This is a genomic window from Vibrio algivorus (assembly GCF_030161215.1).
GTDB lineage: Bacteria > Pseudomonadota > Gammaproteobacteria > Enterobacterales > Vibrionaceae > Vibrio > Vibrio algivorus.
Genome location: NZ_BSPV01000002.1, coordinates 59,037 through 82,107, shown reverse-complemented (window position 1 = coordinate 82,107; position 23,071 = coordinate 59,037). Strand labels below are relative to the sequence as shown.

Annotated in this window: 22 protein-coding genes; 4 read left to right on the top strand and 18 right to left on the bottom strand. The window is 41.3% G+C overall.

Annotated features, from left to right (window positions below; translation table 11 throughout):
- The first annotated feature begins 5 nt into the window (after nt 1-5).
- Nucleotides 6-1,553, top strand: a complete 1,548-nt coding sequence (gene ilvA / locus QQJ93_RS01515) for a threonine ammonia-lyase, biosynthetic (RefSeq protein ID WP_089125122.1) — start codon at nt 6-8, stop codon at nt 1,551-1,553.
- Between the two features lie 80 nt (nt 1,554-1,633).
- On the opposite strand, the gene QQJ93_RS01510 is transcribed toward ilvA, so the two are convergent.
- Nucleotides 1,634-2,488, bottom strand: a complete 855-nt coding sequence (locus tag QQJ93_RS01510; RefSeq protein ID WP_089125121.1) for a MurR/RpiR family transcriptional regulator — start codon at nt 2,486-2,488, stop codon at nt 1,634-1,636.
- 238 nt (nt 2,489-2,726) lie between these two features.
- Between QQJ93_RS01510 and murQ the strand changes: the two genes are divergently transcribed.
- Together murQ and murP are read left to right on the top strand one after the other, a co-directional pair.
- A complete protein-coding gene (gene murQ / locus QQJ93_RS01505; protein WP_089125120.1) occupies nt 2,727-3,626 on the top strand; it encodes an N-acetylmuramic acid 6-phosphate etherase in 900 nt (299 codons plus the stop codon).
- A 54-nt stretch (nt 3,627-3,680) separates the two neighbouring features.
- On the top strand, nt 3,681-5,129 hold the full coding sequence (gene murP, locus QQJ93_RS01500; RefSeq protein WP_089125119.1) for a PTS N-acetylmuramic acid transporter subunit IIBC: 1,449 nt from the start codon (nt 3,681-3,683) through the stop codon (nt 5,127-5,129).
- A gap of 103 nt (nt 5,130-5,232) precedes the next feature.
- Here the strand turns inward: murP and punR are convergent, their stop codons facing one another.
- Nucleotides 5,233-6,132, bottom strand: coding sequence for a DNA-binding transcriptional activator PunR (punR, locus tag QQJ93_RS01495; protein WP_089125118.1), 900 nt, complete (start codon nt 6,130-6,132; stop codon nt 5,233-5,235).
- 146 nt (nt 6,133-6,278) lie between these two features.
- Here punR and punC point away from each other — a divergent pair, with 146 nt between their 5' ends.
- Nucleotides 6,279-7,466 (top strand): purine nucleoside transporter PunC, encoded by a 1,188-nt coding sequence (punC, locus tag QQJ93_RS01490; RefSeq protein ID WP_089125117.1) that lies wholly within the window; start codon nt 6,279-6,281, stop codon nt 7,464-7,466.
- 102 nt (nt 7,467-7,568) lie between these two features.
- Here the strand turns inward: punC and glmU are convergent, their stop codons facing one another.
- The 16 genes from glmU to mnmE all read right to left on the bottom strand — a co-directional run bounded on the left by glmU (nt 7,569) and on the right by mnmE (nt 22,791).
- Complete coding sequence (gene glmU, locus QQJ93_RS01485; RefSeq protein ID WP_089125116.1) at nt 7,569-8,930, bottom strand: bifunctional UDP-N-acetylglucosamine diphosphorylase/glucosamine-1-phosphate N-acetyltransferase GlmU; 1,362 nt, start codon at nt 8,928-8,930, stop codon at nt 7,569-7,571.
- Nucleotides 8,931-9,073: 143 nt separating this feature from the next.
- Nucleotides 9,074-9,496 carry a F0F1 ATP synthase subunit epsilon gene (locus tag QQJ93_RS01480; RefSeq protein ID WP_089125115.1) on the bottom strand — a complete coding sequence of 141 codons (423 nt, stop codon included), beginning with the start codon at nt 9,494-9,496 and terminating at the stop codon, nt 9,074-9,076.
- Nucleotides 9,497-9,565: 69 nt separating this feature from the next.
- A complete protein-coding gene (atpD, locus tag QQJ93_RS01475) occupies nt 9,566-10,969 on the bottom strand; it encodes a F0F1 ATP synthase subunit beta (protein ID WP_089125114.1) in 1,404 nt (467 codons plus the stop codon).
- 69 nt (nt 10,970-11,038) lie between these two features.
- Complete coding sequence (gene atpG / locus QQJ93_RS01470; protein WP_089125113.1) at nt 11,039-11,905, bottom strand: F0F1 ATP synthase subunit gamma; 867 nt, start codon at nt 11,903-11,905, stop codon at nt 11,039-11,041.
- 82 nt (nt 11,906-11,987) lie between these two features.
- Entirely contained in the window at nt 11,988-13,529 is a 1,542-nt protein-coding gene (atpA, locus tag QQJ93_RS01465; RefSeq protein WP_089125112.1) for a F0F1 ATP synthase subunit alpha, read from the bottom strand.
- 13 nt (nt 13,530-13,542) lie between these two features.
- On the bottom strand, nt 13,543-14,073 hold the full coding sequence (gene atpH, locus QQJ93_RS01460) for a F0F1 ATP synthase subunit delta (RefSeq protein ID WP_089125111.1): 531 nt from the start codon (nt 14,071-14,073) through the stop codon (nt 13,543-13,545).
- 15 nt (nt 14,074-14,088) lie between these two features.
- Nucleotides 14,089-14,559, bottom strand: coding sequence for a F0F1 ATP synthase subunit B (gene atpF, locus QQJ93_RS01455; protein WP_089125110.1), 471 nt, complete (start codon nt 14,557-14,559; stop codon nt 14,089-14,091).
- A gap of 50 nt (nt 14,560-14,609) precedes the next feature.
- Complete coding sequence (atpE, locus tag QQJ93_RS01450; protein ID WP_017024253.1) at nt 14,610-14,852, bottom strand: F0F1 ATP synthase subunit C; 243 nt, start codon at nt 14,850-14,852, stop codon at nt 14,610-14,612.
- Between the two features lie 44 nt (nt 14,853-14,896).
- Nucleotides 14,897-15,673, bottom strand: a complete 777-nt coding sequence (gene atpB, locus QQJ93_RS01445) for a F0F1 ATP synthase subunit A (protein ID WP_089125109.1) — start codon at nt 15,671-15,673, stop codon at nt 14,897-14,899.
- 12 nt (nt 15,674-15,685) lie between these two features.
- Nucleotides 15,686-16,033, bottom strand: coding sequence for an ATP synthase subunit I (locus QQJ93_RS01440; protein WP_089125108.1), 348 nt, complete (start codon nt 16,031-16,033; stop codon nt 15,686-15,688).
- 150 nt (nt 16,034-16,183) lie between these two features.
- A complete protein-coding gene (locus QQJ93_RS01435) occupies nt 16,184-17,068 on the bottom strand; it encodes a ParB/RepB/Spo0J family partition protein (RefSeq protein ID WP_089125107.1) in 885 nt (294 codons plus the stop codon).
- A gap of 35 nt (nt 17,069-17,103) precedes the next feature.
- Complete coding sequence (locus tag QQJ93_RS01430; RefSeq protein WP_027695067.1) at nt 17,104-17,886, bottom strand: ParA family protein; 783 nt, start codon at nt 17,884-17,886, stop codon at nt 17,104-17,106.
- A gap of 10 nt (nt 17,887-17,896) precedes the next feature.
- Nucleotides 17,897-18,547 (bottom strand): 16S rRNA (guanine(527)-N(7))-methyltransferase RsmG, encoded by a 651-nt coding sequence (gene rsmG, locus QQJ93_RS01425; RefSeq protein WP_089125106.1) that lies wholly within the window; start codon nt 18,545-18,547, stop codon nt 17,897-17,899.
- The gene (gene mnmG, locus QQJ93_RS01420; protein ID WP_089125105.1) at nt 18,544-20,439 is read right to left on the bottom strand and encodes a tRNA uridine-5-carboxymethylaminomethyl(34) synthesis enzyme MnmG; all 1,896 of its coding nucleotides are present in this window, start codon (nt 20,437-20,439) and stop codon (nt 18,544-18,546) included. Before mnmG ends, rsmG begins: the two co-directional genes overlap by 4 nt.
- Nucleotides 20,440-20,975: 536 nt before the next feature.
- A complete protein-coding gene (gene mioC / locus QQJ93_RS01415; RefSeq protein ID WP_089125104.1) occupies nt 20,976-21,416 on the bottom strand; it encodes an FMN-binding protein MioC in 441 nt (146 codons plus the stop codon).
- 13 nt (nt 21,417-21,429) lie between these two features.
- Nucleotides 21,430-22,791: a tRNA uridine-5-carboxymethylaminomethyl(34) synthesis GTPase MnmE gene (mnmE, locus tag QQJ93_RS01410; RefSeq protein ID WP_089125103.1), complete on the bottom strand. Its 1,362-nt coding sequence runs from the start codon at nt 22,789-22,791 to the stop codon at nt 21,430-21,432.
- Nucleotides 22,792-23,071 lie beyond the last annotated feature (280 nt).

The window sequence follows — 23,071 nt, the reverse complement described above, 5'->3', positions numbered from 1 at the left end:
TCCTTATGCCAGATGAATCCCAAACACCAAATTTGCCTTATACCGGCGCAGAATACCTGCGCCATATTCTACGTGCACCCGTCTATGAAGCGGCAATCGTCACTCCTTTTCAAGAAATGACACGCTTATCAGAGCGCTTAGGCAATAAAGTTCAGTTAAAGCGCGAAGATCGCCAACCAGTACACTCATTCAAGCTACGCGGCGCCTACAACATGGTCGCCAGTTTAACTGAAGTACAAAAGCAGGCGGGAGTGATCACCGCCTCTGCTGGTAATCATGCACAAGGCATCGCACTGTCCGGTAATCTACTCAATATCAAAGCGATTATCGTTATGCCGACGACGACTCCAGATATTAAAGTCACTGCGGTACGTAACTTTGGTGGTGAAGTATTACTCCACGGCAGCAACTTTGATGAAGCCAAAGCCGAAGCAGAACGTTTAGCCGAGTTACATGGCTACTCCTATGTACCGCCTTTTGATCATCCATTAGTGATCGCAGGCCAAGGCACTATTGGTATGGAAATGCTGCAACAAAACGGCCACTTAGATTATATCTTTGTGCCAGTTGGTGGAGGTGGTCTCGCAGCCGGAGTGGCGGTTTTAATCAAACAGCTGATGCCGGAAATCAAAGTAATCGCAGTTGAGCCGGAAGATTCAGCTTGTTTGAAAGCCGCGCTCGATGCAGGTAAGCCTGTACCACTTGATCGGGTCAGTATGTTCGCCGACGGCGTGGCAGTGAAAATCATCGGCAATGAAACCTTCCGCGTTTGCCAGGAATACCTTGATGGACACATTACCGTTTCTAGCGATGAAATCTGCGCAGCAGTCAAAGATATTTTTGAAGATACACGTGCGATTGCCGAACCTTCAGGCGCTCTCGCTTTAGCCGGTTTGAAGAAGTTTGCTGAACAACATCAACTGCAAGGTAAACAACTCGGCACTGTGCTTTCTGGTGCAAATACTAACTTCCATGGACTACGCTATGTTTCAGAACGTTGCGAACTCGGTGAAAAACGTGAAGGTTTGTTAGCAGTCACTATTCCTGAACGCAAAGGCGCATTCTTTGAGTTTTGTAATCTGATTGGTGGCCGTGCAGTAACAGAGTTTAACTATCGTTATAACGATGATACTCAAGCTAATATTTTTGTTGGGGTCCGGCTACAAAATGGCCAGCAAGAGTTAGATCATATCGTAGAAGATTTACGTCAAGGCGGCTATCCAGTCGCCGATTTATCTGATGACGAAATGGCGAAGCTACACATTCGATACATGGTGGGCGGAAAGCCACTCAAACCATTAAAAGAACGTTTATACAGCTTTGAATTTCCTGAATCTCCGGGGGCACTACTGAATTTTCTTAGTACGCTTGGCACCCACTGGAATATCAGCTTATTCAACTACCGTAATCATGGCGCAGATTATGGTCGAGTATTATGTGGTTTTGAACTAGATGATTCCGATTTAGAACGCTTTTCCGCTCATCTAAAAGAGCTGGGTTATCAATATAAAGATGAAAATGACAGCCCATCATATAAGTTCTTTTTAAGTTAACGACAAAGCTCAACTAGTCTAAGAAACTAAGGCACTTATCATCCCACACAGAGCGATGATAAGTGCTTTTTTATTTGTCATCATTTTGAAGAAAACCGTTCAACATCTGAACGAATTTCATCAATCAACACTCTAGCCGTATCTTCTTTATATTGAACAAGCTGAATAAACAATAAATCAGTAATTACATTTTGTGCTGTACGCGATGCAATAGAAGAACTGCGGTTTTGGCTTTCATCAGCAATAGTATCAAAACATAGATCCGCGATTTTTCTTAACTTACTGCTTTTTGGTGAGGTTAACGCGATCACTTTCGCGCCTTGCTGCTTAGCGGTTTCTGCTGCTAATAGCACTTCTCTTCTATCCCCTGAGAATGAAATCACGATTTGCACATCTTGCGGAGTTAAGATGCGTGCTACTGCCACTTGAACATGACTATCCGATTCAGTTAACGCTGTAACACCTAACTTAAGTAACTTATAACTTAAGTCTTTGGCGGTTAGTGCTGAACCGCCAATACCGACAATCTGCACTCGTTCAGCATTATCAATCCAACGAATCGCTTGCTCACATACAGCCACTGACAACGCATTGGTGCTATTGACCATAGCATCAATCTTGCTTTGTACTAACTTCTGAGCAATCACAGTGACCGGATCATCGGCCAAAATATCATGATGTAAAGGCGTTACTTGAGAGGAATGACGACGAATTAAATCTTCATTAATCGCTAGTTTAAACTGACTATAACCCTTATAGCCCAGCTTTTGCGTGAGCTTGACGATACTTGATTGGCTGACGTGAATTAAATCAGCCATTTCTTGACTGGTTAAATGGCAAACCTGTTCTGGGTTTTGATTTATCCAATCAATAATTTTTCGTCCATTCGATGAAACTCCATCCCTTTGCTTAATCATTTTATGAAAAACCGACATAAATCACCCCAAAAAAAGAATAAATTATTCCAAAAATAGGAATAACCATCATTTAATCTAACTCATTAATTTAATTAAACACAAATAAGAATCGAAGTTATATCAAACGAAAATATTACACTATTATTCCATAAGAAAGCTCAAAAAGAATAACTTCAGCTGTGATCACGATCACCGATAAAGAATAATTTATTCCATAATATCGCCATCAAATTATCTTCCATCAGAGAGACATATTATGAAAATTGATTTAACCCGCTTAGTGACGGAAAGCCGAAATACTGCCAGTGCTGAGATTGATACCCTCTCAACACAAGAAATGCTGACTATCATTAACCAAGAAGATCAAAAAGTCCCTCTGGCGGTTAAAGCTGAACTGCCAAAAATTGCTCAAGCGGTCGATGTGATCACGCAGGCGTTTGCTAATGGTGGTCGATTGATTTACATGGGTGCAGGCACTTCAGGTCGACTCGGTATTCTCGATGCAAGTGAGTGCCCGCCAACTTATGGAAGCAACCCAGATCTAGTCGTTGGTTTAATCGCTGGCGGTCATCAAGCTATTTTAAAAGCGGTCGAGAATGCCGAAGACAATGTAGAGCTCGGTCAATCTGATCTTAAATCACTAAATCTAACGAATAAAGATGTGGTAGTGGGAATCGCTGCCAGTGGCCGTACTCCTTATGTAATTGGCGGTTTGAAATATGCTAATTCAGTAGGAGCAACAACGGTATCACTTGCTTGTAATCCGGGTTGTCCAATGGAAGCAGAAGCCAAAATCATCATTACTCCAATTGTTGGCGCTGAAGTGGTTACTGGCTCTTCTCGTATGAAAGCGGGGACGGCTCAAAAGCTTATTCTCAATATGCTCACCACTGGCGCTATGATTCGTAGCGGTAAAGTCTTTGGTAATTTGATGGTAGATGTTGAAGCAACCAATGCCAAGCTCATCCAGCGTCAAACCAATATTGTCGTTGAAGCAACAGGAGCGACAACAGAACAAGCAGAACAAGCCCTCAATGCTTGTGACCGTCACTGTAAAACCGCCATTTTGATGATCCTTGCTGATATTAATGCAGAGCAAGCAAAACAGCGCTTAGAACAACATAACGGCTTTATTCGAGCAGCACTAAAGAATTAACTTTTCATAATGAATCAAGCACAACAAAAAATAATAAATATTAGGAAATAAATCATGGCGAAAATAACCTCAGCGATGATGGAAACCATCTTAGCGGCTGTCGGTGGAAGTACCAACATCAATAAATGCGGCAACTGCATGACACGCTTACGTTTATCATTAAAAAATAATTCACTGGTTCAATTACCAGAGTTAAAAAAGATTTCTGGTGTGATGGGGGTCGTTGAAAGTGATGAGCAACTGCAAATTATTTTAGGTCCAGGAAAAGCGCAAACTGCATCTGATTTGATGAATAACTTAATCGCTAATTCAGGCTCAGAAACCGCACAAGTAGTAGAAAATCAAGATTTATCGAGCATTGCATCTGATCAAAAAAAGCAGATGAAAAGTAAACAAACCAGTGGTGTGCAACGCTTTTTAAGTAAATTTGCCACTATCTTTACTCCGCTAATCCCGGGCTTTATTGCTGCTGGCCTACTACTCGGTTTTGCCACACTGCTTGAGCAAATTTATGTTCTCGATCAAACACCAAGTGCCTTCATGGTCGATCTTATCGCTTATATGAAAGTGTTTGGTAAAGGTCTATTTGCTTTCTTAAGTATTTTAATTGGTTATAACGCTCAACAAGCCTTTGGTGGCTCAGGGGTTAATGGAGCCATCTTAGCCTCATTATTCGTACTAGGATATAACCCTGATGCTACTTCAGGTATCTATTCTGGGATGAGTGAGTTTTTTGGTATGACTATCGATCCACGCGGTAATATTATCGGTGTATTGATGGCGGCTATCATTGGCGCTCAAGTCGAGAAGTTTGTACGCAAATACATGCCCGATGACCTCGATATGATCTTAACCTCAGTCGTCACATTACTAATTATGGGCGTAGTAACCTTTGTGGTAATTATGCCTATTGGTGGCGAGTTATTTAAAGGTATGTCTTGGTTGTTCTTAAACCTCAACGACAATCCGATTGGTGCCGCTATCCTCGCAGGATTATTCTTAATCTCGGTGGTGTTTGGTATTCACCAAGGCTTTGTTCCTGTCTACTTTGCTTTAATGGAAGCGCAAGGTTTTAACTCTCTTTTCCCTATTCTGGCAATGGCAGGTGGCGGTCAAGTAGGTGCATCCATGGCGCTTTACTTTAAAGCGAATAAAGATGCTCTACTAAGAACTCAAGTAAAAGGCGCAATTATTCCAGGAATACTAGGCATTGGTGAACCGCTGATTTATGGTGTCACCCTACCTCGTGTGAAACCTTTTGTGACCGCTTGTTTAGGTGGCGCAGCTGGTGGCTTCTTTATTGGTTTAGTGTCTTATCTAGGACTGCCTGTTGGTTTAAATACCGTATTTGGACCATCCGGCATTGTTGCTCTACCATTGATGACATCAAATAGCGGTATTTTTCCTGCAATGATAGTTTTCTTGGTTGGCTTATTGATTTCTTACATTGTAGGCTTCCTTGCAACCTATTTCTTTGGCACCAAGGATGTAGATTTAAGCTAGATTCCCCCCTAGATCCTAGCTTGCGCCTTTGCCAGTAAAGTCATTTTACGGTAAAGGCGTTTTTTTCATTTTTCGATTAATAGTAATTCCGATAAATCACAACTCATTTGAGCCAGTCTTGATACATTTTTTCACTGTCACCTAGGTAATCAATTAGCCATTCCACCAGCTTATTATCTTGGTTCTTGCGCCATACCAAACAACAAGCACTTAAAGGTTTATCACCAGTGAGATTCACTTCAATTAAATCCCCTTGCTCGATAAAAAACGTCGCCATGTGACGCGGCATATACCCCATTCCGACTTTATTTTTTAAACACTCAATCGCACTAAACCAGTTAGGCAATAATAAACGACGCTGTTGAGCGGAGTGCCAAGTATGGCGCTTGGGTAATATGGTCGAGGTATCATCTAAACAAATGGCTGGGATCGCGCCTAAATCATCATCGGTTAATTCACTTTGGCTCGCCAATGGGTGATCAGCTGCCATTACATACGCCCAATCAATGCTACCCATAGGTTTAACACCATAATCACCACTCACAGGAATCGCCGAGGTTGCACCAATCACGACATCCGCTCTCCCCTCAGAAATCGCTTCCCATGAGCCATTAAACACCTCCATATTGATCTGCAATTCGGCATAATCAAAAGTGTTATAAAAATCCTCAATTAAAGGTTTTAATTGCTCAAGCTTTACGATGTTATCTAGGGTTAACTTAACGGTTTTATGGTAACCACTTTCGACCCGTTTAGTTTGTGCTTTTACTTCTTCCATTTGGCGCAATAATTGGCGAGCTTCTTTAATAAAATGTTCACCAGCTTCGGTTAACTCGACTTTGCGAGTTAACCGATGAAATAGTTTCACACCAAGTTCTTTTTCAACCTGACGAACCGCATAACTAATTGCTGAAGGGACTTTGTGTAATTGCTCTGCCGCTGCAGTAAAACTTCCCATACGAGCTACGGTATCAAGCATTTGTAGTGACTGCTTTGAGTACATACTCCCTCCTTATAAATCAACTTATCAATCCATCAAAAAAATTGAACGATAAGTTAAAATTATAACGTTTAATTTCTCAGATAGAAAAATTTATAATAGGGTTAATCTTTGGCATTACGTCAATTTCTATCCTGAATGGTCGCTTTATGAATATCGCAAAAACACAATTATTTTACCTTGCTGCACTATCTATGCTGGGATTTGTTGCCACCGACATGTACTTACCCGCATTCAAAACCTTAGAAGCGCATTTTGCTACCGGTCCAGAATCGATAGCTTTGTCTTTATCGATCTTTTTAGCCGGTATGGCTTCTGGCCAGCTGTTATGGGGACTAGCTTCTGATAAATTTGGTCATCGTAATACATTAGCCACTGGCTTAGTGCTGTTTTCTTTAGCATCACTAGGGTTAGGTTTTAGCCAAGAAGTTTGGCAGTTATTGACCTTACGCTTTATCCAAGCGATTGGTGTGTGTGCGCCAGCGGTGATCTGGCAAGCGATGGTCATTAAGCGCTATTCAAGCTCAGTTAGCCAACAAGTATTTGCTTCTATTATGCCGTTAGTGGCTTTGTCTCCTGCGATCGCACCACAACTTGGCGTTTTCTTGATGAGTCATTTTGGTTGGTCGAGTATCTTTATTTTCTTAACTGTCGTCGGTGCTGCTCTAACTTGGATGACACTAGCCCAACCGAAAGATCAAGCGGCAGAACCAAAACAGACCTCTATCAAACAAGACATTAAAGCTTTATTTGCCTCTCGTGTTTACCTAGGTAATGTATTGATGTTTGCGATGGCTTCAGCATGTTTCTTTGCCTACCTAACCGGTATGCCTGAAATCATGACATCTATGGGCTATGATGCGAAAGATATTGGTTTAAGCTTTGTTCCTCAAACTATTGCTTTTATGGCGGGTGGCTACTTTGGCAAACGCTATGTCACTAAACTCGGTGACAGCAAGGTCTTAAAAGCCTTATTAGCACTATTCACGGTTTCATCTATCGTCATGTTTATCGCCTCGCAAATGAATATTAATACTATTTGGCCTGTATTGATCCCGTTCTGCTTTATTGCAGTCGCTAACGGAGCCTTATATCCAATCGTAGTAAATCGTGCGCTTTCAAGCTGTAAAAACAGCCCAGCTACTGCAGCAGGCCTACAAAATAGCTTACAAATTTGTATTAGCGGTTTAGCCAGTGCTTTAGTCGCGACGTTTGCCAGCCAAGCACTGCCAACAACAGGCTTTGTGGCCGTACTATGTACTCTTGGTTTATTAGCGGGTTACTTATTCTCAGTATCAAAAGTAGAAGTGACTGCTGAGTTAGCAGAAGAAGTATAGTTTCTCGAGACTAGATATAACAAAGCCCACTCAAAACAGAGTGGGCTTTTTAGATCTCATTGATAATTCTAGCGATGAAGCTTTGTGAATGACGAAAGTAAGCTATTTCTTTTTCGTCGGACGTTTCCAACCAGCAATCACACGTTCTTTTGCTCGAGTGATCACTAATTCATTATCAGAGACATCTTTCGTTAATGTGGTACCAGCACCAATAGTTGCACCATCAGCAATAGTGACAGGCGCGATTAACTGAGAATCAGAGCCCACAAACACATCATCACCTATGACTGTCTTAAACTTGTTAGCACCATCGTAATTGCAAGTGATCACACCTGCTCCGACATTCACACGCTCACCTATTTGTGCATCGCCTAAATAAGTTAAGTGACCGGCTTTAGAATCTTGTCCTAGAGTAGCATTTTTGATTTCAACAAAGTTACCTACATGAGCAGCTTTTTTCAGCTCAGAGCCAGGGCGCAAACGAGCATAAGGCCCTACGGTACACTCTTCTCCAACAACAGAATCTTCAATAATGCTATAAGGATAAAGAATTGCATTATCTTTGATCTCACAATCTTTTAATATACATCCAGCACCGATTTGGACATTATTTCCAATGGTAACTTTACCTTTTAAGATAACATTAACATCAATCTCAATATCCATTCCAAAGTGCACTTCTCCACGTAAATCAAAGCGACTCGGATCACGTAGCATTACACCTTGTTCTAATAGTCTTTGTGCCTGCATTGACTGATAAGCTCTTTCCAGTCTTGCTAGCTGAGCTCTATCATTAACGCCTTCAACCTCTATAGGGCTGACAGGGTGAACCGCTTCAACCGCACGACCTTCTTTATGTGCTGCGGCAATAATATCGGTTAGATAATATTCACCTTGCGCATTTTCATTTTTAAGCGCTGATAGCCAACGCTTTAAATCACCACCAGTAGCAACCATCACGCCAGTGTTGATTTCTTTGATTAGTTTTTGTTCTTCTGTGGCATCTTTTTGTTCAACTATCGCGACTACAGGACCATTTCGACGAATAATACGGCCGTAACCTTCTGGTTTTTTCAAGATAACCGTTAATAATGCAATACCACCATTTGGTTGAGCATCGAGTAAGTTTTCAATGGTTTCACTAGAAATTAATGGTACATCACCATACAAAATAAGAACTTTTTCATCATCAGAAAAATCAGGTGCAGCTTGATTAACCGCATGGCCCGTTCCAAGTTGCTTTTCTTGTAGTACCCAATTAACTGGCTCAGATCCTAAAGCCTCCTTCATTTGATCGCCACCATGGCCATAAACCAAATGAATATTTTGAGCACCAACTTTTGCACACGTATCAATGACATGTTTTGCCATAGGACGACCAGCCAAGCGGTGTAGGACTTTAGGTTTTTCAGAATACATGCGAGTGCCTTTACCCGCAGCAAGAATGACAGCGCTAAAATTCATAAAGCATTACCTATAAGATTAATCTGCAAAGATTCTACCCTAAAAGTAGCTACTTTGACCAAAATTTGAGACGCACTGACAAAAAAACAACAAAAAAGGCGACCTTAGGCCGCCTTTTATTCTTACTCTATTACCGCTAAAACTTAACGACGTGATTTGCGCGTTAATTCAATTACTCGTAACTGAGCAATTGCTTTCGCCAGATCAGTGGTCGCTTTAACGAAGTCGATATCGCCATGCTGATTTTTAATGTTCTCTTCAGCTTTGCGTTTGGCTTCTTCAGCCTTAGCTGCATCTAAGTCTTCACCACGGATTGCCGTATCAGCCAGTACTGTTGCAGTACCCGGTTGAACTTCAACCATACCACCAGAAACATAAATAATTTCTTCGTGGCCGTGTTGCTTAATTAAACGCACCATACCAGGCTTAATAGCAGTCAGAAGTGGAGTGTGTCCTGGGTAAATACCTAGTTCACCTTCACTACCTGTCACCATGAAAGATTCGACCGTACCTGAAAATAATTTTTTCTCAGCACTTACAATATCTAGGTGAAAAGTCATAGCCATGTTGCCTCCTAATTAGCTTATAGCTTAATAAACTCAGTGTTTAAATTTAAACGTCTTTGTCTTTTAAACTTAAAGCTTCTTAGCATTCTCTACTGCGTCGTCAATCGAACCACAGTACATGAATGCTTGCTCAGGAATATCATCGTAGTCACCAGCGATCAGACCTTTAAAGCCGCGTAGTGTTTCTTTTAGAGAAACGTACACACCAGGGTCACCAGTAAATACTTCCGCTACGTGATAAGGCTGAGTTAGGAAACGTTCAATCTTACGAGCACGAGATACAAGTTGCTTATCTTCTTCAGATAGCTCATCCATACCTAAGATCGCGATGATGTCTTTTAACTCTTTATAACGTTGTAGAGTAGTCTGTACACCTTGCGCTACATCGTAGTGCTCTTGACCAACCACAAGTGGATCCAACATACGAGATGAAGAATCTAGCGGGTCAATCGCAGGGTATAGACCCATAGCTGCGATGTTACGGTTAAGTACAACCGTTGCATCTAAGTGAGCAAACGTCGTCGCTGGAGATGGGTCAGTTAAGTCATCCGCAGGTACGTATACCGCTTGTACAGAAGTGATAGAACCATTCTTAGTAGAAGTGATACGCTCTTGAAGCACACCCATTTCTTCCGCTAGTGTTGGCTGATAACCTACCGCAGATGGCATACGACCTAGTAGAGCCGAAACCTCTGTACCTGCAAGGGTATAACGGTAAATGTTATCGATGAATAGTAGTACATCACGGCCTTCATCACGGAATTTCTCCGCCATCGTTAGACCAGTCAATGCTACGCGCAGACGGTTACCCGGTGGCTCGTTCATTTGACCGTAAACCATTGCTACTTTTGATTTTTCAGGCTCTTCGATGTTTACAACACCGGCTTCCTGCATTTCAAAGTAGAAATCGTTACCTTCACGAGTACGCTCACCAACACCAGCAAACACTGATAGACCTGAGTGTTGTAGTGCGATGTTGTTGATAAGTTCCATCATGTTAACGGTCTTACCTACACCTGCACCACCGAATAGACCGATTTTACCACCCTTAGCGAATGGACAAATTAAGTCGATTACTTTAACACCGGTCTCTAGAAGTTCAGTTACGTTCGACTGCTCTTCGTAGCTTGGTGCAGCACGGTGAATCGCATAATTTTCTTCTGCGCCAATGTCACCACACTCATCGATAGCATCACCTAATACGTTCATGATGCGACCAAGTGTTTTTGTTCCTACTGGTACTGAGATTGGAGCGCCTGTATTAACCACTTCCAAACCACGACGTAAACCATCAGAGCTACCCATTACGATTGCGCGAATTACGCCACCGCCAAGTTGCTGTTGAACTTCAAGAACAAGACGTTCTTTTGCGTCAACAACGTTCAGGGCATCGTATACACGAGGTACACTGTCCTGTGGGAACTCTACGTCGACTACTGCACCGATGATCTGTACGATCTTACCTGTAGCCATCGTTAATCCTCTAAACTATTAATTTACCTAAGCTTCATTCAAATAACGAAACCTGATTTAACAATAAAATTAAACTGCTGCTGCACCAGATACGATTTCTGATAGTTCTTGTGTAATCGCCGCTTGACGCGCTTTGTTATACACAAGTTCTAAATCTTCAATCAGATTACTCGCATTATCTGTTGCCGCTTGCATTGCAATCATTCGGGCTGCCATCTCACATGCGAGATTTTCCACCACGCCTTGATACACTTGAGATTCAACATAACGTCGAAGCAAAGTATCTAATAACGGCTTAGGCTCAGGCTCATAAATATAATCCCAAGAATGAGTGCGTTTCATGTCATCGCTATCCGATTTAGGCAAAGGTAGCAATTGATCGATCTTAGGTTCTTGAACCATAGTGTTAACGAACCGGTTAAATACTACGTATAGGCGATCAAGTTCACCTTCGTCGTATTTTTTCAGCATTACACCGACAGAACCAATCAAAGATTCAAGACTAGGCTCATCACCTAAACCTGAAATTTGAGCAGATACTTTAGCGCCAGTATGTCTGAAAAAGGCGGTAGCTTTACTACCAATCACAGCAAGTTCAATACTTGCACCTTTATCAGACCATGCCTTCATGTCGTTTAATGCGGCTTTAAACAAGTTAATGTTTAAACCACCACATAAACCACGGTCGGTTGACACGATAATGTAGCCTACTTTTTTAGCTTCACGCTCCTCAAGATAAGGGTGCTTATACTCAAGGTTTGCATTGGCTACATGACCGATCACTTTACGCATTGTTTCTGCATATGGTCGAGACGATTCCATCGCGTCTTGTGTACGACGCATCTTGGAAGCCGCAACCATTTTCATTGCCTTCGTAATTTTTTGTGTGCTCTTAACACTACCAATTTTAGTACGAATCTCTTTTGCGCCGGCCATCGTTACTCTCCTTTAATGGACATTCGCTAACTGGTGATGTTGATAACTAAAATTTAAATTAATCATAAACATCACCTACGAATTACCAGGTCTGGGTTGCTACGAAACCATCAACCAACTTCTTAAGTGTGGCTTCGATTTCATCGTTATAAGCACCCGTCTTGTTGATTTCAGCAACGAAATCAGCAAATTGACCGTGAGCGTACGATAGAAGAGCGGCTTCAAAATCAGCTAATTTGTTTAGCTCGATTGTGTCTAAATAACCGCGCTCAGCAGCAAAGATAACCAATGCTTGGTCAAATACTGAGAATGGAGCGTATTGTTTCTGCTTCATTAACTCAGTTACTTTTTGACCATGGTCCAACTGCTTCTTAGTTGCAGCATCAAGATCAGATGAGAACTGAGCAAACGCGGCTAGTTCACGATACTGTGCCAATGCAGTACGAATACCACCAGACAGTTTCTTAATGATCTTAGTTTGCGCAGAACCACCTACACGAGATACCGAAATACCTGGGTCAACCGCAGGGCGAACACCAGCATTAAATAGCTCAGTTTGTAGGAAGATCTGACCATCGGTAATCGAGATTACGTTAGTCGGTACGAATGCAGATACGTCACCAGCTTGTGTTTCAATGATAGGTAGAGCCGTTAAAGAACCTGTCTTACCTTTCACTTCACCGTTAGTGAATCTTTCTACGTATTCTTCATTTACACGAGCAGCACGCTCTAGTAGACGAGAGTGAAGATAGAAAACATCACCTGGGAATGCTTCACGACCTGGTGGACGTTTTAGAAGTAGAGAAATCTGACGGTAAGCAACCGCTTGTTTAGATAAATCATCATAAACAATCAGTGCATCTTCACCGCGATCACGGAAGTATTCACCCATTGCACAACCTGAATATGGAGCCAGGTATTGCAATGCCGCAGACTCAGAAGCCGATGCTACAACCACGATAGTGTTTGCTAGTGCACCGTGCTCTTCAAGTTTACGTACTACGTTGGCGATAGTAGAGGCTTTTTGGCCAATCGCAACATAGATAGAGAAGATTCCAGAATCTTTCTGGTTAATGATTGCATCAATCGCCATCGCTGTTTTACCAGTCTGACGGTCACCGATGATAAGCTCACGCTGACCACGGCCGATTGGAATCATTGAGTCAACAGACTTATAACCAGTTTGTACTGGTTGGTCTACTGATTTACGATCGATAACACCTGGTGCAATCATTTCTACTGGAGAAGTGAGTTTTGCATCGATAGGGCCTTTACCATCAATTGGTTGACCTAGTGTGTTTACCACACGACCAAGCAATTCAGGACCTACAGGTACTTCAAGGATACGACCAGTACCCGTTACTTTCATGCCTTCCTGAAGGTTAGCATACGGGCCCATTACAACCGCACCAACCGAGTCACGCTCAAGGTTAAGTGCAAGCGCGTAAAGACCGCCCGGTAGTTCAATCATTTCACCCTGCATCACATCGGCTAAACCGTGGATGCGGATAATACCATCGCTCACAGAGACGATAGTACCTTCATTGCGTGCTTCACTCACAACATCGAATTTCTCGATACGCTGTTTAATCAGCTCGCTAATTTCTGTGGAATTAAGTTGCATGCTCCAATCCCCATTAAGACATTAATGCGTCACTCAAACGGTTCAAACGACCGCGAGTTGAGTTGTCGATTATTAAGTCTCCGGCTCGAATAATAACTCCACTAAGTAGAGTCTCATCTACACTGCAATTCAGCTTTACTTTACGATCAAGACGCTGCTCGAGTTTTTTGCTGATGTCTGCTAATTGAGTCTCAGTTAATGTGCTTGCTGAAACAACACTCACATCTACTTGATTATCTAATTCTTTTTTAAGAATTGAGAACTCTTCACAAATCTCAGGAAGGGCCTTTAAGCGACCATTCTCAGCAAGAACTTTTAAAAAGTTTTTACCGTTTTCATCAAACTCTGCGCAAATTGAAACAAAGACTTCAGCTAATTGATCCGCGGCAAGCGCTTTGTTCAATAAACTAATAACATCTTTATTTCTTGCGACTTCAGCAGCGAAAGAAAGCATTTCAGACCACTGGTCTACTGCATCTTTCTCAACCGAAAATTCAAAAGCTGCTTTAGCATAGGGGCGTGCGATTGTAGTCAAATCAGACATATGCTGCCCCTCTAGTTACAATTTTGCAGTAATATCGTCGAGAATATCTTGGTTTACGTTCTGATCAATAGAACGCTCCAGAATTTTCTCAGCACCGGCGATAGCTAATACAGCTACTTGCTTACGAAGTTCATCGCGAGCACGATTGCGTTCAGTTTCAATTTCAGCACGGCCTTGATCTAAGATCTTTTGACGCTCAGCTTGAGCTTCAAGTTGGCTTTCTTCTAAAATCTGACTTTTACGCTTATTCGCTTGATCGATGATCTCAGCAGCAGCTTTTTTTGCTTCTTTCAATTTGTCCGAAGCATTAGCTTGCGCTAGGCTCAAGTCTTTAGCTGCGCGGTCAGCGGCTGCTAAACCGTCAGCAATATTTTTCTGACGGTTTTCGATTGCTGCCATTAGTGGCGGCCATACATATTTCATGCAGAACCACACAAACAGCACGAATGCTATCGCTTGACCTAACAGAGTTGCGTTAATGTTCACCGCACACTCTCCTTTGTTTGCAATTTAAAAACAAATACCGGGATGAAAAGTTATCCGGCGACCGCAAACATCACATACAGACCTAGACCAACAGCGATCATAGGAATCGCATCCACAAGGCCCATTACGATGAAGAACTGAGTACGTAGTAGAGGGATTAGATCTGGTTGACGAGCTGCACCTTCTAGGAATTTACCACCTAGCATACCGATACCAATAGCTGCACCGATTGCCGCTAGACCCATCATGATAGCCGCAGCGATGTACAGCAGATCCATGTTTAAGTTTTCCATTTATAACTCCAAGTTTTATCTGAATGTTATGTAAAAATTTTTTATTAGTGTTCTTCTGATGCTTGAGATAGATAAACTATCGTCAAAATCATAAAGATAAATGCCTGTAGGGTGATGATCAATATGTGGAAAATCGCCCAAGGCACGGATAGAACCCATTGTGACCACCAAGGCAGAAGCCCTGCGATCAAAATGAAAATCAACTCACCCGCATACATATTACCGAATAAACGCAAGCCTAAAGAGACTGGTTTAGCCAATAACGTTACGCCTTCCAAAATCAGGTTAATTGGAATAAATGCCCAATGATTGAAAGGTTGTAAGCCAAGCTCTTTGGCAAATCCACCGATACCTTTTATCTTAATGCTGTAGTAAAGAATCAAGATAAATACACCAAGTGACATTGACATAGTAATGTTAACGTCAGTGGTAGGTACAACACGTAGATAAGGAATTCCCAAAAGCGTCGCTGTATGTGGAATAAAGTCGACCGGAATAAGATCCATTAGGTTCATTAGAAATACCCATCCGAAGACGGTTAACGCTAATGGAGCCACTAATGCGTTCTTTCCATGGAAAATATCTTTTACTGAGGCATCAACAAACTCAACGACCATTTCAACGAAGCACTGAAGCTTTCCTGGTACACCGCTAGTGGCTTTTTTGCCAACACGGTAAAAGATCCACATCATTAACGAGCCTAAAAGGACCGAAAATATTAATGAATCAATATTAAACGTCCAGAAACCGCTACCAGCTTGTAAGTTCGTAAGATGGTGTGAGATGTACTCCTGAGGAGTTAATTCACCTGAACCAGCCATTAGATATCCTGTCTAATTACGTTTGATAAAACCAAATGACATAATGCATTGCACAACAAAAGCTAAGATATAGCCTGAAAAGAAAGTAATTAAATGCACTTCCATGTACTTGAAAAAATACACAAAGAGAGCAACGGTGATTACAAACTTATAAGCTAAACCAATATAGGCTTTCGCCATTACTTTTGCTGCCGTATCCGCACCAGGTTTATTTAAATACAAACTTGTTACGATATACGGGATGCAGTACACCAGCCCCCCAAAAATGGCAGATTGACTCGCCATATCTCCCTGAACATACAAACTGATCAAGCTAAACGCACCAACTACAATAAACTGAGTTAAAACTAAAAAAAACATTCTATTTACACCCAATTACATTTATTTTTGGTTCAGCTGTATGCGCAGGACATACTACACCTTACTTTGTTTCTAATACAGAAAAGAGCAAGGCGTAAAATGATTATTTTTACATTCTGTTAATTGTTTGGCGATATTATAGTAACAGGGTTAATTTATAACTAACTTTGTGTTAAGGAGCATTTCAAGCTGCTCAATATCGTCAAAATCAATCGTTACTTTACCTTTGCCTTTAGCATTACGTCGAATAACGACCTTAGTACCAAACTGCTCAGAAAGCTTTTCCGCCAGACCTAGCGCTGGAATATCTTCCTCAGCAGGCTTATCTTCCACTGGCTCTAAATGTTTTTTGACTAGAGCTTCAGTTTGTCTAACGGTTAATTTCTTGGCAACTACAATTTTTGCAACATTACTTTGATCACATAATTCCAGAGATAAAAGGGCTCTAGCGTGCCCCATCTCTAATTCCTTTGATATAACGCAATGCTTTACGGACTCATCAAGCGTATTGAGACGCAGCAAATTGGTTACTGCAGTACGAGATTTTCCAATAGCATCAGCCACTTGTTGATGGGTCAATTCAAACTCTTTTTGCAGTCGTTCTAACGCTTGTGCTTCTTCGATGGCATTCAGATTTTCACGTTGAATGTTTTCAATTAACGCCATCGCGATGGCTGCACGATCCTGAACATTCTTAACCACACAAGGCACTTGCGTTAGACCGGCTAATTTAGCGGCACGCCAACGACGCTCACCAGCAATAATTTCATACTGTGATTCATTAAGTTTACGAACGACTAATGGCTGAATGATGCCTTGCGAACGAATAGATGAGGATAATTCTTGCAGCGCTTCTGGTTGGATATCTTTTCTTGGTTGGTATTTACCTGGAGATAATTGTGAAATAGAAATATCTGCCAATTGGCCTTCAGAAGATAGTGCTTGGCTATATGCCACTTTTTGTTGTTTTTCTCGAGCTTGTGAGCTAGTAGAAAGCAGGGCATCAAGACCTTTACCTAAACCACGTTTAGACATCTGAGGGTTTTCCTTTATTTCTTAATTCAATAGGGTTAAGCCATTATCGCTTGCGCTTCTTCACGACGCAAAATTTCACCAGCTAACGCCAAGTAGGCTTTAGAACCAGCGGAATATTTATCATAATACATAGCAGGTTTGCCATGGCTAGGCGCTTCAGCTAGACGAACATTACGTGGGATAACGGTGCGATACATTTTATCGCCAAAGTGTTTTTTTAGCTGTTCAGAAACATCGTTAGACAAACGGTTTCTAGGATCAAACATAGTACGTAAGATCCCTTCAATTTTTAAATCATGATTGACCACGGCAGCCAACTTGCTAATGGTATCCATCAATGCAGTTAAGCCTTCTAGAGCAAAATATTCACATTGCATTGGTACTAACACTGAATGTGAAGCAGCCATAGCATTGACAGTCAATAAGTTTAACGAAGGTGGGCAATCAATAAAAATATAATCATATTGTTGCCACACATCAGCAAGAGTATTTTTAAGACGAAGTTCTCGAGCAAACACTTCCATTAATTTAATTTCAGCGGCTGTCACATCGCCATTGGCAGCAATTAGATCATAACCAGCAGGCGTATTGCGACACACAACTTCATCAAAAGGCGTTTGCTCAACCAACAAATCATAAGCGGTAAAATCAACATCATACTTATCAATACCACTAGCCATTGTGGCATTACCTTGTGGATCTAAATCAATAACTAAGACGTTTCTTTTGGTTGCAGCCATAGACGCAGCAAGGTTAACGCACGTTGTCGTTTTCCCTACTCCACCTTTTTGATTGGCAATGGAAATGATTTTACCCACGAGTACCCCGTTATCCCTTTTTTTCCAAAATGATGAGGTGACGATCACCTTCTAATTCTGGAACTTGCAATACATGCACCTGAGAGACCATTAATGATTCCGGTAATTGTGCAATCTCATCTTCAGGCAATTGACCTTTAAGTGCAAGAAAAACACCACCGTCGGCTTTCGGAAGGTGATGACACCACTCTACCATATCCATCATAGAAGCAAACGCACGGCTAATTACGCCATCAAAGCCTACTTCAGGTTGAAACTCTTCTACTCGGCTTTGTACCGGTTCAACATTATGAATCGACAGCTCATGTAAAACCTGCTTAATAAAACGAATTCGCTTACCTAGGCTATCCAATAATGTAAATTGATAATCAGGATTCATAATCGCCAAAGGAATTCCTGGTAAACCAGGGCCAGTCCCTACATCAATAAAGCGCTCTCCAGATAAATATGGACTCACCACAATACTATCCATAATGTGCTTAACTAGCATATCTATTGGATTACGTACGGACGTTAAATTATAGGCTTTATTCCATTTATCAAGCATTTGTACATAACCAATTAATTGATCACGTTGTAATTCCGAAACTTTAAGATCGGTTTGAGATAATAAACTATCCAGCTTCTCTATCAATGCTTGATTAAGCAAATTGGGATTCATGCAGCATCCCCTTTCTTTAATTGACCTTGTTTTTTCAAATGCACCAACAAAATAGAAATGGCTGCTGGAGTAATCCCTGAAATACGTGAAGCAATACCAATGGTTTCAGGTTTAGCATTATTTAATTTTGCTACTACTTCATTCGACAAACCTTTTACCTGGGCATAATCTAAATCTGCCGGTAATTTGGTATTTTCATGGCGCAGTGATTTTTCGATCTCTTCTTTTTGGCGTTGAATGTATCCTTCGTATTTTACTTGGATCTCAACTTGTTCGGTTGCTTGAGGATCTTCCATCGTCGAAGAGAATACTTCTAAAGACGTTAATTTTTCATAAGTCATTTCAGGGCGACGAAGTAGATCTTCACCATTGGCTTCTCGCGCAATTGGTGTTTTAAGTAATTGATTTAAAGCATCGATATTGGTGGATTTAGGGTTCACCCAAATATCTTTTAGACGTTGACGCTCTAACTCCATGTTTTCGACTTTTTGATTGAAGCGAGCCCAACGAGCATCATCCACTAAACCTAATTCACGACCTTTCTCGGTTAGACGTAAATCCGCATTATCTTCACGAAGCAACAAGCGATATTCTGCACGAGAAGTAAACATGCGGTACGGTTCTTTGGTGCCCATAGTGGATAGATCATCAATAAGAACTCCCATATAAGCCTCGTCACGACGTGGGCTCCAAGATTCTTTACCTTGAGTAAATAATGAAGCGTTAAGACCAGCCATTAACCCTTGAGCAGCCGCTTCTTCATAACCTGTGGTACCGTTTATTTGACCAGCAAAGAATAAACCAGAAATAAACTTAGTTTCATAACTTTGTTTTAAATCGCGAGGATCAAAGAAATCATATTCAATCGCATAACCTGGACGAACGATCTGGGCATTTTCAAACCCTTTCATCGATTGAACGATCTTCACTTGCACATCAAATGGCAGACTGGTTGAAATACCATTTGGGTATAATTCTGTTGTGGTTAGGCCTTCTGGTTCAATAAAAATTTGGTGACTATTTTTATCGGCAAAGCGCATTACTTTGTCTTCGATAGACGGACAGTAACGTGGACCAATCCCTTCAATCACTCCTGAATACATCGGACTACGATCCAGATTAGCTCGGATCACATCATGAGTTTGCTCATTGGTATGAGTAATAAAACATGGGATCTGCTCTGGATGATCACTTTGCTGACCCATAAAAGAAAATACTGGTGTTGGATTATCACCATGTTGTTTTTCTAAACTCTCAAGGTTAACGGTTCGAGCATCAATACGTGGTGGAGTACCCGTTTTTAAACGATCAACACGAAATGGCAGAGCACGTAGACGATCCGCTAATGCGATGGAAGGTGGATCGCCTGCACGGCCCCCAGAGAAATTTTCCATCCCGATATGAATTTTACCACCAAGGAAAGTTCCAACGGTTAATACCACCGCTTTGGCTTTAAATTTTAATCCCATTTGAGTAACAACACCGGTGACTTGATCGTTTTCGACGATCACATCATCAACCGCTTGTTGAAAAAGGCTTAAATTGGGTTGGTTTTCTAAAGTACTACGTACTGCATTTTTATATAAAACGCGATCCGCTTGAGCGCGAGTAGCACGAACGGCAGGACCTTTTGATGCGTTTAATGTTCTAAATTGAATGCCAGCTTTATCAATAGCTTTCGCCATTAACCCACCTAATGCATCGACTTCTTTAACCAAGTGTCCTTTGCCAATACCACCAATTGCTGGGTTGCATGACATTTGACCTAAAGTGTCGATATTGTGAGTAAGCAGCAATGTCTTTTGGCCTGTACGAGCAGACGCAAGAGCAGCTTCCGTTCCAGCATGGCCACCACCTACGACGATGACGTCAAAGTTTTCGTGATAAAACATGATCAGACCTCAAGAGTTAAAATAAAACGATCACAACAAAATGATCTTAGGAAATAAAAGGAGCGATATTCTACCTTTTTTAATCTTCACTGAGAATCAATTTGTTGGTTTTAAGAAATGATCAAAGAGCTTTAATATATATAAGATCTTTATATAGATCTTTTATTAGATCTACTATTAGGGGAGCACGATCTTGTGGATAATCAAAAAATGATCTTAAAGATCATAGTGTTTAAGTAGATCCTTTCTTGTGATCTAACGTTGATCTAGTGCTGTATTAGCTGGGATCTAAATAGCTAGTTATCCACAGTGAATATTTAAAGAATAGTTATCCAATGAATAACTATGTCAGGATCACAGGATAAAATGCAGTTTATCCACAGACGATTTGTTCATAAAAGCAGCAAACAGTTTTATTCATTCTCGATTTATGACTTTAATTAATGTTTTTTACACCTAAAAAAAGACTTTAAATTGAATAGAGAGAAAAAAAGCAGACCGAGATCTGCTTTTAAATGGATTTGTTTTTATCAAGGTTAACTAGTAAATGCTGCCATATTATCAATTAACCAAGCTTCTGCTGGTTCTTCTGGTACTGGTGCTTCGATGACATCTATTTCTAAATGTGGGCAAAGCTCTTGAGTCCCAATATCTAATAGCATCGCTCGAGCATCTTTACCGGCGCCACAAAAGGTATCATAGCTTGAATCGCCAATGGCAATAACTGCAAACTTGACCTCTGACATGCGCGGTGGTGTTGATTTAATTGCGTCGATAAAAGGTTGAATATTATCTGGATAATCGCCAGCACCGTGGGTTGAGGTGATGATCAACCAAATACCATTGGCTTCGATTTCATTAAGATCCGGTTGATTGTGGATCTGAGTTTCTAGTCCTTGAGCTTGCAGTAGATCATTTAAGTGATCACCAACATATTCAGCTCCGCCTAAGGTGCTACCCGTAATAATGTGGATCATATTATTCCTTTAATTACTTACCGATACAGAATGAAGAGAAGATACGACCCAATAAATCATCCGAACTAAACTCTCCGGTGATTTCGTTGAGGTGCTGCTGTGTGATGCGCAGCTCTTCTGCTAAGATTTCTCCGGCCATATAGCCTTCAAGTTGTTGCTGGCCGATAGACAGGTGTTCAGATGCTTTATCAAGCGCTTCTAAGTGTCTACGTCGAGCCATAAAGCTACCTTCACTGCCGCCCGCAAAGCCCATACAGTCTTTTAAGTGTTCACGTAAAGATTCTACTCCTTGGCCAGTTTTAGCTGACAGGCGTATTAAGGTTGGATTATTGACATGACAAATACCGAGAGCTTCGCCGGTTTGATCGGCTTTATTACGAATCACTGTCATACCAATATTTTCTGGTAAACGCTCAACAAAATCAGGCCAAATCTCTTTAGGATCGGTGGCGTTAGTCGTGGTGCCATCAACCATAAATAACACACGATCGGCTTGCTCTATTTCTTCCCAAGCACGTTCAATACCGATTCTTTCTACTTCATCAGACGCTTCACGTAAGCCTGCGGTATCAATAATATGTAATGGCATTCCATCAATGTGAATATGCTCACGTAGCACGTCTCGGGTCGTTCCTGCTATATCGGTTACAATTGCTGAGTCTTTACCTGATAAGGCGTTGAGTAGGCTAGATTTACCCGCATTAGGGCGTCCAGCGATCACTACCTTCATACCTTCACGAATCAGCGCGCCTTGGTTGGCTTCTTTACGTACCGAGGCCAAATTATCAATAATATTTTGTAAGTCGGTACTGACTTTACCATCAGCTAAAAAGTCGATTTCTTCTTCGGGAAAATCAATGGCCGCTTCTACATAGATACGTAGGTGGATTAATGATTCGACGAGATTATTGATGCGTTGGGAGAATTCACCTTGTAGAGAATTAAGAGCCGATTTGGCTGCTTCTTCTGAGCTAGCATCAATTAAATCGGCTATCGCTTCGGCTTGAGTCAGATCGATTTTGTCATTTAAAAAAGCACGTTCAGAAAATTCACCAGGGCGAGCGGCACGAATCCCATCGATTTTAAGAATACGTTTGATTAACATATCCATCACTACAGGACCACCATGACCTTGTAGTTCTAAAACATCTTCACCAGTAAAAGAGTTAGGATTTGGGAAGTAAAGGGCGATCCCCTGATCAAGTTGAATCCCACTTTCATCTTTAAAAGGTAAATATTCGGCGTAACGAGGTTTAACCTCTCGACCAAGTACTTCCAAAGCGACTTGAGTGGCTTTAGGGCCTGAGACTCGGATAATACCAACACCACCACGACCGAGTGCGGTAGCTTGAGCGACAATTGTCTCTGTATTCATAATTCCAACCATTTCAAAAGGTTATACCAAGTCAAACAAATAACTACTCATCTTAGCTTGTTAAAAAACTTGCGAACTGCGTTATAAAATTTGTATGTAGAGCCACTACAAACAGAAATTTTATGTCTTGTTATCAAGCTTTTTCTCTACGCTAATTTAGACCACTTATTTATTGGAATTGGTATGAAGTTTTTTCAATTGTAATTCGCCTTATGAATTTATAAAGCAAAAAAAGCAAAAGGCGACCAATGTGGTCGCCTTATTTAATATTTCGTCTGGC